This is a genomic window from Halobacillus sp. 12SKB (genome assembly GCF_052941655.1).
Map to the genome: position 1 here is coordinate 1 of NZ_JBRFWR010000001.1, position 16,507 is coordinate 16,507.

Genomic DNA, 16,507 nt, shown 5'->3' on the forward strand with positions numbered 1-16,507 from the left:
ATAGCTCGCTTTCCGCGGGAGTGCGGTGAGCCTCCTGATATGAACGAAACTGTCAAGATACCCCTACTACATTTATCGTTGGATTAAAATAAGACGCTTTAAAGAAGAGAAGCTGTTTTTAGCTTCTTTATCAATGGTGGATTTTTGTCTTGATAAGACACAGTGGGTCCTTCTTTAGCTTACTGATTCCTTCTCATCCCTTGGAGTGGCTGTCAAGTGCTTTCCTTGACTGTCACTCCAAGGGATGAGACTCTATTTTCAAGCTTAAGAAGATACTTTCCTCCTTTTCGTTAGACGATGAGGGCACGGCACGAAGGCAAAAACTCAGCTGCGGTTAGCATTCTGATATTCGTGGGTTTTCACATTTTATCTTTCCGTATAAAGGACGTTTCCACTAACTCGGAACGTGCGTTAATCTGAGTAGATATAGCACAAAGGAGGCACGTGGGTTTTCCTTTCCGGTGTTCTTCTTTGCCTTCGAGCCCTAATCTCATAAATCTATGGGTAAGAGACTTACGTTTCATCTTTTTATATCTCAGTGCTTAATGGCAGATTTCTTCATCTAATTCTTGAGTCACAGCCCAAATAAATCCTGCCAATTCTCTGGCTACGGCGGTGATTGTTTTCCCCTGTTCTTTTCCTCTAGATAATAAACGAAAGTATTTATTGTGAAGTCTGTGTTGGGCTTTCCAAGAGATCGACAGAATATTGGCCGGCTGTCCTTTTTGTCGTTTTTTCAAATCTCCTTTTACAGCCGGTTGGTGTCGATAACTCCAAGAAGACTCAATCAATAAACGCCTCACATGACGATTTCCTGTTTTCGTGATACTTCCTTGTTTACGATTTTCCCCACTCGACGATTCGCTCGGAATCAACCCTACATACCCCATGAAATGTTTAGCGGTTGAAAAGCGTTTAAAGGAACCAATCTCAGCGACAAGACTTACAGCCGTAATCTGAGCTATTCCCCTTAAGGATTGGAGAGCTTGAATCGTAGGTGCATGAATGCCTTCCGCCGCTTGGATATGAATTTCTTCTTCAAAGCGTTTAATACGCTGTTCAATTTCTTGAAGATGGTGGTAATATTCTTGAAAGACGCAACGTAATAAAGAATTTTCAAGCTTAAGCGCATTTAGCCATTCCCGATATTTCTTTGTCCATGCGTTTACTCCGCTAGGTGGTTGAATGGAATGGCGAAGTAAGAACTTGGTCAAACGGTGTTTAGCCCTTAACTCGTCTTCTTTCGCATCTTCGCGAGCTCTCACAAGATCACGAAGAGCTTCGTCTTCGTGGGTAGGAACATAAATCGAAGTTAACTCACCAGCTCGGTATAATTGAGCGAGGCGGATGGAATCTCGTCGATCGGTTTTAATACGTTCCCCTGGCCTTTGGGGTATTAGAGACGGAGCAATAACCTCACAATGAAGTCCTAAGGCAAGAAACTGCCTGTACAATGGGTATCCAGTAGGTCCAGCCTCATAGCAGAAACGCAAGGTGGAGGGATCTCCGAGTTTTTTCACTAAGTTTCTTATTCCTACTGGGGTGTGAGGAATAACTCCAAAATACCTCGGATTCTCTCTACCTTCCTCCGCAATAGCAACAGCAATTTTTTCTTTTGATACGTCTAAACCTACGTATTTAATGGTATCCTTCATAGTAACTAGCTCCTTCCGTAATGTAGCTCTGATTTAGGTAGTGTTTTTAACAGTAAACAGTCTACCCAACTCAACCTACGATTTTACGAGTAAGGGGCTAGTTTCGTTCATGATAACTCGGACTGCGTCCTGTGGGGTCTCACCCTGCACTTTTTCCCGCAGGAGTCTCGCCATTCCCCTCCGCCCCTTTACCAAGGAAGATTCTCGAAACCACCTATAAAATGTTAGGTCATATGACTGAGGGAAGTGGATCATATAAACTTCTCTACTATGGACAGCCAGAACTTAACGATTGAAATAGAGCGCTTTATGCCTACTTAGGAGAGAAAAGTAAGAGACAATCATTCTCAGTATAGGGGTTCGTTTCTCTCTTAAACAAATGGGGTGGTTGGGAAGCTGTGAGACTCCCGCGGGAATGGATTGGCTGGAGAGACCCCGCAGAGCTTTAGCTCGAGGAGGCTCTCCGTCATCCCCGCAGGAAAGCGAGTAGCTTCCCAGCCACCCCTGGCGCTCACCTCAAGCAACGAACCCTGTAACATCTCGATACTGAGTCTTCAACTATAGGGAGCGATGGTTAGATAATGTTCTGGCCTTCCAGGATAACGATAGTTAGGATGAGGACAATGATGATGACGAATACGATGGAGAGGGGGCGGGAGACATTTGCTCGTTGAACCTCATCCCAGCGGACAGGGCGGATTCCGCTAAGCGAAAAGATGGATACAGCAGCCAGCAGGATGGACATGATGTTCACCGTAACTAATAAGAATGCCCCGTACGCCGCTGCCATCGATCCATCTCCGATTGACATCCCCATCGCGACCGATGGCGGAAGCAAAGCTACAGCTACCATAACCCCCACCAAGTTCCCTGACAAACGATTTAAAAAAGCAAGCGCTCCAGCAGCTCCAGACGCCACTCCTAATGGAATGTCTATCAAGGTAACCTTTGTCCGATCCAGGTATTGAGCGTTCTCCATTCCGACATCAGTAAAATACCCAAAGGCTATGGATATCAACAAAACGATTGCTACTCCATACAAAGAACTAACAGCTGATTGTCCAAGCCCTTTGTAATCACCAAGAATCGCAAAAAAAGCAACCGATATCACCGGACCAATCATGGGAGCAATAACCATAGCCCCTATGACAACCGCTTCACTATCTTTTATGATACCAACAGTAGCTACAATCGCTGATAATAAGATAAGTAAGGAATAATTCATTGTAATGTGGCCGTTTTTTTCAGCAGCATTCATCAATTCATGCCGACTCGCCCGAAGAAGGCGGGATTTTTCCTCTTCGTTGTCTTCCTTTTCTTCTTGTTCTTTGGTTTCTTCATGTATGGTCTCCTTGGAAATGTAGGTTTGCACAGGGATAAGCAATGTCTCAAACCCTTCAACTACATTGGAAACTTCCTCTAAATAGTTGAGAATCTCTTCTACTTCATTTTTCTGGACGAGGATTCGTACGAGCATCCGCTCTTCTGATTCACTTGAAACCCAATACGAACGATGGTCATACTTTTGTAACTTCTCATTGATCGAATCGAAGTGTTGATCAGGAATGTACACTTCAATCAATTGCAAATTCATACTCTTCACCTCTATTTAACCGTTCTGTAAAAAGTTGATGCTTCCTAAGTTATTAGCATTCTCGGGATATCAAGGTCTCTTTCATCCTACTGCTCTGTTCCAAATACAGAAGTATCGAACCTCCTTCATAATGTCTCCTATTTTCCACATACTAATTCTACTTAGAGAAGAAGAGAAAGGGGGTTCTTATATGTCTCTCCAACTACCGATGAAGAAAGAAGAATATTTGTCGTCGTCCAAGGATTTGCTTAATCAAAGTCCGGACCTCGTCCAGAAAGTGTTTAATCATGAAGGCCAATGGATCAGTGTCCAATTCATTCACTATCAAGTAAATAAAGAACAACTGGAAGACGAAATTTTAGAAGTCATCACAAAGTCCTCCCGCCCCTGGACAAATGATGACTTGATAAATAAAATCCCTATGGCTTCGACGAAACAAGAGAAAAAGATGGATGCAATTATTGAGCAGATGATTCATGGAAGTGTCTGCATTTATATAGAAGGTGAAAAGGAAGCGACACTCTTCGCACTGCCTCAGCAAGAGCACCGTTCCTTAAACCAAGCAGAAACAGAGTCACTGGTCTTCGGCCCTCAGGTTTCGTTTACTGAATCCCTTATGACAAACCTAAATGTCATACGTTGGCGTTTAGATACCCCAGATCTTGTTACAGAAAAATTAATTGTTGGTGAACGAATCCAATCTGAAATACGAATCGTGTACTTGAAATCTCTCGCCAATACAGAAAATGTCGATACCATGAGGCAACGGATTAAAGATCTACAAGTCTCTGAAGTAGAAGACACGAGCGTTCTTGGACAATTGATTGAAGACTCATCCAGTACGGTTTTCCCTCAGTTGATTTTCACGGAACTGCCGGATCGCTTTTGCAACGCCATTTCTAAAGGGCGTGTAGGGGTGATGGTCGATAAAAGCCCAACCATGTTGATTGGCCCCATGAATCTTTTCAGCTTTTTTGAGTCGACGGAAGATTTGTATATGCGTTGGAATATGGGGAGTTTTATAAGGTTGCTTCGTTTCATATCTATGGCTCTGTCCATCATTTTGACACCTATGTATGTAGCTGCACTGACGTTTCACTATGAAATCATCCCAAGCACACTGCTAGTATCGTTAGGACAATCCAGGTCGACGGTTCCCTTCCCTCCTGTTTTAGAAGCGCTTTTACTTGAGATTTTGATTGAATTGCTGCGGGAAGCAGGAGCCCGCTTACCTACGAAGGTCGGTCAGACAATGGGTATCGTTGGCGGTATCGTTCTCGGTCAGGCGGCTGTAGAAGCTGGATTCACAAGCAACATCCTCATTATAATTATTGCTCTTAGTGCCTTGGCCTCTTTCACCGCCCCAAGTTATTTAATGGGAACAGCCATCCGGATCATCCGCTTTCCCATGATCCTTCTGGCGGGTGCCTGGGGAATCATCGGCATTGTATTTGCCTTATCTTTTCTGGTCATCCACTTATTAAAGCAAAAATCATTGGGACGTCCATACTTGTCCCCTATTTACCCTTTACAGTGGAGTGACTTCAATGAATCCATTTTCCGAGTACCTTTTCAAAAAAATGCAGAACGTCCGAAATCCCTGATGACCAAAGACGAATCCAGATACAGTGAATCAAAAGCGACGGAACGAAATGATGTGGACCGTCTATGAAGACGAATATTCCTTTCCATCCTGATCATACCGTTCAAGCTTTCTATCTTTTCTTTATCATTCACACCTCTCAAATTGGAGCGGGATTAATGGGAGTGCCCAGAATCCTTGTGCGTGAAGCGGGGGTGGATGCCTGGGTTTCCGTATTAGTCGCGGGTCTTTACCTTCATTTCATTGTTTTCATCATGCTGCAAATTTTAAAGTCTTATGAGAATGCCGACATCCTCGGAATTCAACAAGACTTGTTTGGCGTATGGCTTGGGAAAGCACTGGGAACCGTTTATGTGCTCTATATTTTTCTTCTCCTTTTGACGGTGATCAAAAATTACATTGAAGTGGTACAAGTGTTTGTCTTTCCAGAGATGCCGATCTGGCTTATGGCTCTCTTTTTACTCTCTCTCATGGTTTATAGTATTCTAGGCGGATTTAGAGTAGTGGTAGGTACGAGCGTCGTCTTTTTCTTTCTTACCATCTGGCTTGTCTTTACGATCTATAAACCGATCACCTACATGGATTGGGAACATTTTTTACCAGTGTTTCAGACGCCTGCCCCAGATTTACTAAAAGGGGTGCAGCAAGTCACCTTTACCGTGCTTGGACTTGAGATTCTCCTTTTCGTTTATCCATTTATCCAAGATAAAAAAAGAGCGGCATTACCTGCACACGCGGGCGTCTTTTTTACGACATTCCTAATTCTTTTAGTGACTGTTGTTTCTATCGGTTATTTCAGCCCTGATCAGTTAAAATCGACCGTATGGGCAACTTTATCCTTGTTCAAAATCATTAGTTTCTCCGTTTTGGAACGGTTTGATTTTATTGCCGTTGCTTTATGGATGATGGTGATCATCCCGAATATCGTATTATTTGGATGGATGATTGTCCATTCCTTGAAGCGATTGTTCAATGCTCCTAAGAAACCAACGCTCTATGGATTGGCCTTTCTCTTATTTCTTACTTCCATAACGGCTGAAAGAAGGGTCTCCCTCAACGAGCTAACCAACTGGACGGGGCAGATTGGATTTTGGATTGTTTTTGTCTATCCATTGTTGATTTACGTGGTGGTTCTATTAAAAAAATTAATGAAAAAGAGGAATGCTTCATGAAATGGTCCTCCATTCTTATCATCGTTTTCCTACTTGTTGGGTGTATCCCGAAGTCTTACATTGAAACATTAGGAATTATTACAGCTGTTGGATATGATTTGACTGAAGACCAACGAATCCGGGGCACCCTCGTCATGTACCAGTTCGACACGGATCAAGCGAGCACATCACAGGTCGTTACAGGGGTAGCAGATACATCGAAGGGGATCCGTTTTGCCACAAGCCGGCTTACAAGTCATCAACTCGTATCCGGTCAAGTGAGACTTGAAATATTCGAAGATGAGCTTGCTAAACGAGGAATGATGAAGTACATGGACACCCTTCAAAGAGATGCGGCCATATCGGACATGGGTTATTTAGCTACAAGTGCCGTCCCCTCAGAAGAACTGTTAAAATCAGAAAATGACGAAGATCGGCCCAATACGGGGAATTACATTCAGGAACTTATTAAAAAAAGCATTAGCGAAGAAGCCATCCCCAATGCTGTACTGACCAGCTTCCTGCATGACTATTATGATACCGGCAAAGATCCCATCCTCCCATCTCTTACACTTGAAGATAATAAAGCAGTGATAAATGGGATCAGTTTATTCCAGGATGACCGCTACGTCCATACAACTTCTCATGAAAATACATTCTATATCATGTTGATGAAACAACAGTTCGACCATGGGCAATTTCAAGTCCAACTGGCAGATGATGCACTAAAGAAATACCACAAGAAGGAAAGCATCGACAAGCCAGGCGAAGGCGCCCTGCATGTTTCGATACATGAGCTAAGTTCAGAACATGACATCCATCCATCAAAAGGAGATCCGACCAAACAATCATTCACACTGAAGATGGAAGGTCGTTTGTTGGAAATCACGCAGGATATCGACTTGAATAATAGAGAAGCTGTAGAAGCGTTGGAAAAACAAATTGAGAATGAAGTAAAAGAACACCTTCAAGAAACGTTGCAGATTCTGATTGAACATCAAGTGGACCCGGTCGGTTTTGGGGCTAAATATAACACCCAAAACCGAACAAATCGAGTGACAAAAGAAAATTGGCGCCAACAAATCCCAAGCCTTGAAGTTGATTTTGACGTATCCTTTAAACTTCTGCGCTATGGGATTTCCGAATAAAGATAAAAAACCCATGTGAAAAAGGTTCGCCTTTATCACATGGGGTTCCTTTCATGTACTTTTTTTGTCCTTCTACGGGTATCAATCGCTACCTGCGCCTTAGTATGGAAACATCATCAAGTCCAAAGTCCATCCTTGTCAGTTAGGAGAAAATCATCAGGCTGCCTGCCTAACATATAAAGACGATGGAGGGGTCTCGTCATAGCTACATAGAGCATTTTCAGATCCAGTTCATTTTTTTCATAAGCGTGTTTGTCACAATAGAGAAAAACAACATCAAACTCCAGTCCTTTGGCAAGGTAGGCAGGGAGAATGACCCGGTCCCCCAATTCGTCCGTGTTCTCTTCCATAATCTCGAAGGAAGGAAGTTCATGGGCCAGCTTCTCCGCCTCCTGTTTTGTTTTTGTGACAAAAGCGAAGCTGTTCATACCTTTTCTGACCAAGTCATGGATCAGATCATGAAGGCGTTCCTTCCGATACTCCTCTCTGGAAAGAAAAGTAGGCATATCCCCATGTCGGACCACAGGTTCTGCTTTCGGAAGTGCATCTGGCATATCGTCCAAAAGCCGATTAGCTAAGTTCATAATTTCAATTGTCGTCCGGTACGTCTTTTGCAAAGTGAGGTAGTTGGCTGTCGGAAAAATATCGTTTTGCAGTGTTTCCCAATTCTCTACTCCACGGTAATGATAAATGCCTTGCGCTAAGTCTCCTACTATGGTGAACAAATCCGTTTGAAAAGCCTTTCTCAAACTGAAAATTTCCATAAAACTATAATCCTGTGCTTCGTCAATGACCACTTTCTTTGCACGATCGTCAGGATCAAGCCCTGTGATAAAGGTCTTCAAATACAACAGAGGCGCTAAATCCTCTGCACAAAGCTTCCCGGATAGGTGCACCTCTCTCGTATTCTTTCTCATTTGCTCCCATTCCGTACATTCTTCCGCATAAATGGTTGGAAAGGTCTCCTCTTCAAAAAGCTGCTGATAGATTGACCATACATCCACTTCCGGATACTTCTTCATATAACGATTGACCGATGTCCTGGCTGCTTTCTTTATTTCATCCAGTCTTTCCTCTTTCCTTGTAATCAAAAAACTGACACGGATTTTTCTTTTCTCCGCATCCTTCATCCCATAGAGTGCATCGTCAAGGGCTTCATCATATTTGGCAGCCATTTTTTCCAGGATCCGCTTCTTTTTTCGTTTCAATTCACTTTGCAATACAGACTTAATTTTCTGAACACGTACCTCGTAAGGAAAATAGCTGTATTCTTCAAAGAACAAACGGTTGATGGCTTTTGCACTTTTAATCTTAAACCCTGCGAGCGTGAAATCATTTTTTACTTTATAGGACTTCTTCCATTTTTGCAGATAGCGATCCAGGATTTCTTTGAATCTTTTCGATCCTTTCAGCCGTGCTCCTTCAATAGAACTGCGCTCCCCGGATTTTTCCACCGCATTCATAAGCACCTCATGCTGAGTGACGACAGGCAGACGAATCCCAGTAGCCTGTTGAACAAAATCGGTAAAGGTCGTCTGTCTCGCCCGATCCACCCCAAGTTCCGGCAAAACTTCAGAGATGTACTGAATAAACAAGCGGTTGGGAGCAAGAATGAGCATCTCTTCTGGACGGAAGATTTCTTTCATTGTGTATAGAAAATAAGAGATTCTATGAAGAGCAATCGTTGTTTTTCCACTCCCTGCGGCCCCTTGCACAATAATCGGCTTCCGTAAGTCTGCACGAATGATTCTATTTTGCTCTTCTTGAATGGTGGATACAATTTCCGTCAAACGCTTATCTGCATTCTGAGCTAACGAATCCTGAAGCAATTCATCCTTTGTGGTAAGGTCGATATCGCGGTAATCCAACAGCTCCCCATCTTCAATCTGATACTGTCTTTTTAAGGAAACATCTCCTTCGTATCTTTCTCCAAGCGCTTCGTAACTCACTTTCCCCAGACGGCCTTCGTAATAGATATTCGCTAGAGGGGAACGCCAATCCAAAATGATAGGGTACTGAGTTTCCCGGTCAAATAATGACGTCTTACCAATATAAAAAATTTCTCGATCGGGCTTTTCTTCTTGATGAAAATCGATGCGGGCAAAATACGGTTTGTTTCGTAGATGTTTGAGGTTCTCCAGTTGTTCTTTGGACATTTTCATGAAATTCGCATGAGAAAGCATTTCCTGATACCTAAGACTGCTGTCTTTGAAGCTGAGGTTCTCAAGGGTGTCTTCCTGACGCTTCTTCAGTGATTCCTGCCCCGTTTCCTGTGAGGTGATCAGTCTGTCCATATACGTTCTTGTAAAGGACAGCCGGTTTCGTTCTTTTTCAAATTCCGGATGCCGTTCCGTCATTTGAGTCATTCCTCCTTCTTTTTGTTCTGCACGGTTCACAGAACATTCTTCTAATGGAATGACGTGTGAGCGCTGGCCCTCATGCAGTATTTCAAAGCAACGAATCAATAAGATACCATAACCACGTTGGAAGCGCAATCATTAATGATATCGTTTTATGTAATGTAGGTTCCGTCACAAAAGTCGTCGCATGTAAGGGCTCGGACTAGCATGATGTAAGAAAAAATAAAAAGCAGTTTAGTTTAAGGATGCGCTTTGTTTTGCGCTTACACCTAAACTAAACTGCTATTAAAAAAGCACCCTAGGGTCTGTTTTTGTTCTCCACATATTTCGGCAGATGCATCTCAAATATGAAGAAAGAAAGAATACGCAAAAGTACAGGGTATAAGGCCAGAAACCCTACCAAATCCCCGATTCTCCCAAGAAGGTTGGTAAAAAGAAGAACGATGGCCAGAACAAGCATGAGAAAAACAGTCACAAGTCCAACTCTTCCATTAATAGGAGTCCATGCTCCTGCAATGGTCCTCGTGTCCTGCTCTAACAGTTCAAAGCAACGGTAATGATAAGGGCGTATTCTGAACCAGTTGGATGCTGTGACAAGCTCGTCACGGTCCTGAATTTTTTTGAAACAATACCGACAGATGTTTGTGTTCACGAAATCTACTCCTGATTGAGATATTTTTTCATTAGCAAACACTCGTTGCCCTTTTCATTATATCTTAAAACATCCATAACTCTAAGCATTAACGTAATTCCACGTCCACTCTCATCCAAGTCTTCCACACTTGGGAACCAGTGCTTCATATCACCTGTGACCTGATAAGGCCTCCAGTCAAATCCCTCTCCATGATCGTAGACCCTGACGAGTAACCGTGAATGAAGAAAGTGGATTTTCAATAAGACGGGATAATCTGTTCTCTCCTGATGGCCATGGGCCCATGCATTCCATACAGCTTCGGTAATCGATGCATCCACAAGAAGTTGATCGTTCCCGTAGTATTTGGCAAGATATGGTGAATATTTACGTCGGACATCTCTCAGTTCTCTCGGATGTCTGATATTGGCTTCTATAGATGCCTTCATCATTCAGCCTCTCCTCTTCTAAGTCTATGATTTGGAACCATTGGACTTAGTAAATGGATTTGTTCACTTTTCTATTCCCTTTATACAAATCACTTAAAAGGGGAAGCGTTAACTTTTTCATAAAAATGGAAAAATGATGATGAATGAAAGAGCAACTATTCTTGTGTGACATTCACTTCTACGTCACTTGTTCTATAAGAAGAATCCCTTACTTTTTCCTTTCATGACTTTGGATGATGTCCATCACTTTTTCCTTCGTTTGTTCACTTTGATAACTTTGCATGGATTCAAGAATCTGCTCGCGATTGTCTATGAGTTGACGGAGGTCCTCTAATAATGTTTCATTTGTGAGTTCTTCTTCCTCCCGTTTCATCGCATAGCCCTGTTTAACAAAAGAGTCTGCATTCAAAATTTGGTCTCCTCGGCTTGCTTTTCTTGATAATGGGATGAGAAGCATCGGTTTTTTTAAAGCTAAAAACTCAAATATAGCGTTTGATCCTGCTCTGGAGACGATATAGTCCGTAGCAGCAAACAAATCCTTCAGCTCATCTTGGACATATTCGAACTGAGCGTATCCACGTCTGTTAATGGACGTGTCTTTGTGCCCTTGCCCGCAGATGTGAACAATCTGAACTTCCTGGAGCAATTCATCTAAATTATCGCGGATCGCATCATTGATTCTCTTCGACCCTGTACTGCCTCCCATCACCATAACCACAGGTTTCTGCTTGTGGAATTCACACAGTGCTAAACCTTTAGAGCGGTCTCCTTCAAACAGTTCTTCGCGGACTACGGCCCCGATATATTCACCTTTTCCTTCCGGCAGATGTTTCATTGTTTCAGGAAAAGTAGCCAGGATTTTTTTTGCAAACGGGAAGGATAGTTTATTGGCCAGACCCGGCGTATAATCCGATTCATGAATAACGGTCGGAACGCTCTTCAATCGTGCCGCCATGACGACAGGTACGGAGACAAATCCCCCTTTTGAAAAAATGACCTGTGGCTTCCGTTTCTGGATAATGCGGAGAGATTGAGCTAATCCTTTCAACACCTTAAAAGGATCCTTGAAGTTTTCCTTCGACATGTACCTTCTCAGTTTTCCTGTTGAGATGCCGTGGTAGGTGACTCCATCTAACGGCTCAATCAAATTTCTTTCAATCCCACTATAGGATCCAATGTAATCGACAGTATATCCTTGTTTCTGAAATTCTGGAATAAGCGCCAGGTTCACGATGACGTGTCCCGCTGTCCCTCCACCTGTAAATAAAATCCTTTTTTGACTCATATGTTAATCAACGTCCTTTCAGAGGGCTTCTTAAGTAATTCTGGATGTGTTACTATGCTATAATCCTCGTATTCCTCTAAAGAGAATTGTACCAGAAAAGAGTGTGGCCTATGTATGAAACAAAAACTTTAAAAGAAAAAATCAAACTGTTCATCGTCATCCTCATTCCGATCCTGATCACACAAATTGGGATGTACCTGATGAACTTTTTCGATACGATCATGGCAGGTCAATCCGGCCCTGATCAACTGGCAGGAGTAGCGATAGGGTCAAGCATATGGATGCCTGTTTTCACAGGATTGAATGGCATCCTCATGGCTATTTCCCCAATTGTCGCTCAATTAAAAGGGGCTAAGAAAGAAAATGAAATCACTTATTCCGTTAAACAAGGGATTTATTTATCCATTTGTTTGGCAGGAGGAATAGGAACACTCGGGTTCTTTTTATTGGATCCGATCTTGTCTTTATTAGATATCACTCCAGAAGTCCGGCATGTAGCAAAATATTACTTAATAACACTGGGAATCGGGATTGTCCCCTTGTTTGTCTTCAACATCCTTCGGTCATTTGTAGATGCCCTAGGTCAAACCAAAGTTTCAATGGCCGTTATACTGATGACACTCCCAATCAATGTCCTTTTCAATTATATGTTCATCTTTGGTCGGCTGGGTGCTCCTGAACTGGGAGGGATCGGGGCAGGAGTAGCTTCTGCTCTTACCTATTGGGTATCATTAGTCATCCTTACAAGCATCATTCACAAACTCCGCCCACTAAAAGCTTATAATATTTTCCAGTCGTGGATTTCTCCTGATTGGAAAGAGTGGTGGGCACAATTAAAAATTGGCATTCCCATCGGTTTTGCCATCTTTTTTGAAACGAGCATTTTTGCAGCCGTCACCTTTTTTATGACGGCTTACGACACGAGTACGATCGCTGCTCATCAGGCAGCCATCAACTTTGCATCCCTTCTTTATATGATCCCTTTGAGTATCGCCTTTGCATTAACCATTGCTGTTGGCTTTGAAGTCGGGGCAGAAAGACACAAAGAAGCGAGAACTTATTCTTATTTAGGAATTGCATCAGCTGTAATGATGAGCGTCTTTGCAGGTCTGATTTTATTTTTGTTCGATGATGCGATCGCAAGACTCTACAGCACAGATAAAAGGGTTATTGAATTGACTAAGAATTTTATCATCTATGCTATATTCTTCCAGCTGTCGGATGGATTCGGAGCACCTCTGCAAGGGATTCTCCGCGGATATAAGGATGTGAACATTACGCTTGTTATGGCGTTCATTTCTTATTGGGGCATTGGTTTACCGAGTGGGTACTGGCTTGCGAATTATACGGCCCTTGGGCCTTACGGATACTGGTTAAGCTTGACCATCGGTCTGACCGCAGGAGCCATCACCCTCCTCATCCGTATGCTGTACATCCAAAAAAGAAACACCCAAATCAGTACCACTTCCTAGAAAAGATCATTAAACAAACGGGCAAGATTGTTGAAGACTCAGTTTCAAAACTTTTGGTGAGTGGATGGGGCTGCGGGGAATGAATCGTTTCCCGGAGCCCATAGAACCATCCAATTGTCTCGAAACTGAGTCTTCCACAAAAAGGGAGGGTATCTTGAATATGAAAAGAAGCGTCCTGGGTGAGGACGCTTCTTTCTGGTTTATGGTTAATAATTATTGTTTTAAGTTAAGAACGATTAAACGTTCTTCTGTCATATCTTCGATCGTGTACTTCGGGCCTTCTTTGCCCCATCCGCTGTCTTTCACACCACCATAAGGCATGAGATCAACCCGGTATTGGGAGGAGTCATTAACCATCAAACCGCCCACTTCAACATTTTTCGCTGCGTAAAAAGCGGTATCAAGGTTCTGGGTGAATATACCACCTTGAAGGCCATAGGGGGAGTCATTGACTTCTTCGATACAAGATGAAAGGTCGGAAAATGGAATGATGCTCACGACGGGAGCAAATATTTCTTCGCAGACGACTTTCATATCTGGTTTTACATTTGTTAAAACCGTAGGGTGAAATAAAGCGGACTCACGACTGCCACCGTGGATGACTTTTGCCCCTGCTGCCTTTGCTTCCTCCACCCATTGTTCTGCACGCTTGGCTTCTTCCTCGCTTATCATAGGACCGACATCAGTTTTAGGATCGTTCGGGTCACCTACATTCAACTTTTCAATGGCTTGGATGAACTTGTCCTGAAATACTTCACGAACCTCTTCATGTACATACAATCGTTGGACAGAAATACAAACTTGCCCGGCAAAAGCATAACTTTTAGCAGCTACGTTTTCTGCAGCTGCATCAAGGTCTGCTTCTTTATCGATAATGACTGGTGAGTTATTTCCAAGCTCCAGAACGAGTTTGTTCAGACCTGTATTTTGTTTTAACTTCAGCCCGACTTCTGCACTTCCTGTAAACGTGTAAAGGTTGATTCGCTCATCTTTGATCATTTGATTTCCGACCGTGGACCCTGAACCAACCACCACATTAAGAAAACCTTTAGGAAATCCGGCTTTTTCAAACAACTCGGCCAATTTCAATGCGGAAATTGGTGTCTTACTTGCAGGCTTCAAAACCACCGCATTCCCTGCCGCTATAGCAGGTGCTATTTTATGTGCGACAAGGTTAACAGGAAAATTGAAAGGGCTGATGGCTCCGACAACTCCCACTGGGACCTTGATCGTAAAAGCCATACGGTTTTCAGACCCTGGCGCTGCCTCTACCGGAACACCTTCTCCATGGATCCGCTTCGCTTCTTCTGCTGCCAATTCAAAAGTCTGAGCTGCCCGGTCCAATTCGGTTAACGCTTGTTTGATCGGCTTCCCGGCTTCCATAGTGATGACTTTTGCCATGTCCTCCTGGTTCTCTTTCAATAATTCACTCACACGTTTTAATCGTTCAAAGCGTTCGTAAGGAGACATGGCATGATGTTTATACGCATGTGTCGCTGCTTCAATGGCTGCATCAACTTCTTTCTCAGACGCTTTAGCCACCTGCGCAAAGGTTTCCTGTGTGTATTTGTTCCATACGTCCAGTTGATCATTGGTGTCTATCCATTCTCCATTAATATAGAGCTTATGACGATCCATGAACCTCTCTCCTTTGAAATAGAGTCTACGACTTTTCCTGTTCCTTATTCAAGGTTGGATAAACCGGCGAATGCTTAAAAACAAAAAAAGCCTGAATGGAGGAAACCCTCCATTCAGACTTTTCGGCACTTTATAGGAATAATCCTGCAATTGTTGCAGAAAGCATAGAACCTAGCGTGGCACCGATAAGAAGTTTCATACCGAAACCAGATACTCGTCCACCTTTTTCCGCATCAATACCTTGAACAGTACCAGCAATGATACCGATCGAGGAGAAGTTAGCGAAACTTGTAAGGAAGACTGTTACAATACCGACTGTTTTCTCAGATACGCTATCAAGCATATTAGAGAACTCAAGCATCGCTACGAATTCGTTCGTTACGATTTTCGTACCCATGATTGCACCAGCGTCGACGACTTCAGCAGCTGGAATACCCATTAGCAATCCAATAGGAGCAATGATATAACCAAGCAGTTCTTGAAGTGTAAAGCCGTTGAATACTGCTCCGAACACCCAGTTCACAAGTTCAAGTGAAGCGATGAAAGCAATCAGCATAGATGCAACGATCAAAGCGATTTTACCACCATCAAGGGCCCCATTACCCATGGCTTCAAAGAAACTTTTCGCATTGGAAACGTCTTGAATATCAACTTTGTCCTCTTCTTTAGAAACTTTAACCGGTGCGATGATGGATGAAACAATCAAGGCACTGAACATGTTTAACGGAAGAGCAACAAGGATATATTGACTTGGCAGCATTCCAAGGTACGCACCCACAATCGATGCAGATACAGATCCCATAGCGGAAGCACTGACAATATATAAACGGTTATCATTCAAGTTGTGGAACTGTGACTTAATCGCAATCAAAGCTTCGGACTGACCGAAGAAAATACTGTTTACTGCGTTAAAAGATTCAACCTTCGGCAAGCCAGTAATCTTAGATAGTCCCCAACCAAGATATTTAATAATAAATGGCAAGATCTTCAGATAGGTCAATACAGAAAGAATGGTTGCGAAGAAAATGATGATAAGTAGAACGTTGAAGAAGAACACGCCGTTTTCTCCTACTTCTACGCCACCTAGTACGAAGTTAACACCGACCGTTCCAAATTCAATGAGCTTGTTGAATCCGGCGGAAATCCCGTCAATAATGAGTTTTCCGATAGTCGTGTTGAACATGAATGCCGTAATCAGCAACTGAACGACAATCATAACCCCTATACCTTTGTAGTTAATGTTCTTACGATCGTTGGACATCAGAAAAGCGATTCCAAGAATGATCGCAACAGCAAGAATTCCTAAAAGAATACCCACAATAAGTCCTCCCCTAATTGTAAAATAAAGTATTTATGAAAATGCTTACATCAAGTAATTCCACTATGGATTTTATCAGGTTGTCAGACGTCATGCAAGGTTTATTTGTATGTAATAAATAACAAATCATGACATGCTAGTCATCCTATGCATTAATATGCCTTTATTTATAAGGGTTTATCCTCTTTTAAGGATCTTAATAA

The 16,507-nt window shown here is 42.8% G+C and carries 12 protein-coding genes; 4 read left to right on the forward strand and 8 right to left on the reverse strand.

Features of this window, described 5'->3' with window-relative positions; translation table 11 throughout:
• Window positions 1-542: 542 nt before the first annotated feature.
• Both ACQ4XT_RS00005 and ACQ4XT_RS00010 read right to left on the reverse strand, forming a co-directional pair.
• Window positions 543-1,655: an IS110 family RNA-guided transposase gene (locus ACQ4XT_RS00005; RefSeq protein ID WP_446851960.1), complete on the reverse strand. Its 1,113-nt coding sequence runs from the start codon at window positions 1,653-1,655 to the stop codon at window positions 543-545.
• Window positions 1,656-2,229: 574 nt separating this feature from the next.
• Window positions 2,230-3,249 carry a TIGR00341 family protein gene (locus ACQ4XT_RS00010; RefSeq protein ID WP_446851961.1) on the reverse strand — a complete coding sequence of 340 codons (1,020 nt, stop codon included), beginning with the start codon at window positions 3,247-3,249 and terminating at the stop codon, window positions 2,230-2,232.
• A gap of 190 nt (window positions 3,250-3,439) precedes the next feature.
• Here ACQ4XT_RS00010 and ACQ4XT_RS00015 point away from each other — a divergent pair, with 190 nt between their 5' ends.
• From ACQ4XT_RS00015 to ACQ4XT_RS00025, 3 genes are read left to right on the forward strand one after another with little or no spacing between them, the layout of a single operon-like run.
• Window positions 3,440-4,921, forward strand: coding sequence for a spore germination protein (locus ACQ4XT_RS00015; RefSeq protein WP_446851962.1), 1,482 nt, complete (start codon window positions 3,440-3,442; stop codon window positions 4,919-4,921).
• Window positions 4,918-6,024, forward strand: a complete 1,107-nt coding sequence (locus tag ACQ4XT_RS00020; RefSeq protein ID WP_446851963.1) for a GerAB/ArcD/ProY family transporter — start codon at window positions 4,918-4,920, stop codon at window positions 6,022-6,024. The genes ACQ4XT_RS00015 and ACQ4XT_RS00020 overlap by 4 nt, the downstream gene beginning before the upstream one ends.
• Complete coding sequence (locus ACQ4XT_RS00025) at window positions 6,021-7,151, forward strand: Ger(x)C family spore germination protein (RefSeq protein WP_446851964.1); 1,131 nt, start codon at window positions 6,021-6,023, stop codon at window positions 7,149-7,151. Before ACQ4XT_RS00020 ends, ACQ4XT_RS00025 begins: the two co-directional genes overlap by 4 nt.
• 116 nt (window positions 7,152-7,267) lie before the next feature.
• On the opposite strand, the gene helD is transcribed toward ACQ4XT_RS00025, so the two are convergent.
• From helD to murG, 4 genes are all read right to left on the reverse strand, one after another.
• The gene (gene helD / locus ACQ4XT_RS00030; RefSeq protein ID WP_446851965.1) at window positions 7,268-9,547 is read right to left on the reverse strand and encodes an RNA polymerase recycling motor HelD; all 2,280 of its coding nucleotides are present in this window, start codon (window positions 9,545-9,547) and stop codon (window positions 7,268-7,270) included.
• A gap of 262 nt (window positions 9,548-9,809) precedes the next feature.
• The gene (locus tag ACQ4XT_RS00035) at window positions 9,810-10,163 is read right to left on the reverse strand and encodes a hypothetical protein (RefSeq protein WP_446851966.1); all 354 of its coding nucleotides are present in this window, start codon (window positions 10,161-10,163) and stop codon (window positions 9,810-9,812) included.
• Between the two features lie 5 nt (window positions 10,164-10,168).
• Window positions 10,169-10,591, reverse strand: coding sequence for an ATP-binding protein (locus ACQ4XT_RS00040; RefSeq protein ID WP_446851967.1), 423 nt, complete (start codon window positions 10,589-10,591; stop codon window positions 10,169-10,171).
• 208 nt (window positions 10,592-10,799) lie between these two features.
• Window positions 10,800-11,876, reverse strand: a complete 1,077-nt coding sequence (gene murG / locus ACQ4XT_RS00045; protein WP_446851968.1) for an undecaprenyldiphospho-muramoylpentapeptide beta-N-acetylglucosaminyltransferase — start codon at window positions 11,874-11,876, stop codon at window positions 10,800-10,802.
• A 110-nt stretch (window positions 11,877-11,986) separates the two neighbouring features.
• On the opposite strand from murG, the gene ACQ4XT_RS00050 reads away from it, so the two are divergent.
• Window positions 11,987-13,348 (forward strand): MATE family efflux transporter, encoded by a 1,362-nt coding sequence (locus ACQ4XT_RS00050; RefSeq protein ID WP_446851969.1) that lies wholly within the window; start codon window positions 11,987-11,989, stop codon window positions 13,346-13,348.
• A gap of 213 nt (window positions 13,349-13,561) precedes the next feature.
• On the opposite strand, the gene ACQ4XT_RS00055 is transcribed toward ACQ4XT_RS00050, so the two are convergent.
• Together ACQ4XT_RS00055 and ACQ4XT_RS00060 are read right to left on the reverse strand one after the other, a co-directional pair.
• Entirely contained in the window at window positions 13,562-14,986 is a 1,425-nt protein-coding gene (locus ACQ4XT_RS00055) for an aldehyde dehydrogenase family protein (RefSeq protein ID WP_446851970.1), read from the reverse strand.
• A gap of 130 nt (window positions 14,987-15,116) precedes the next feature.
• Window positions 15,117-16,304 carry a NupC/NupG family nucleoside CNT transporter gene (locus ACQ4XT_RS00060; RefSeq protein ID WP_160915352.1) on the reverse strand — a complete coding sequence of 396 codons (1,188 nt, stop codon included), beginning with the start codon at window positions 16,302-16,304 and terminating at the stop codon, window positions 15,117-15,119.
• Between the last annotated feature and the right edge of the window lie 203 nt (window positions 16,305-16,507).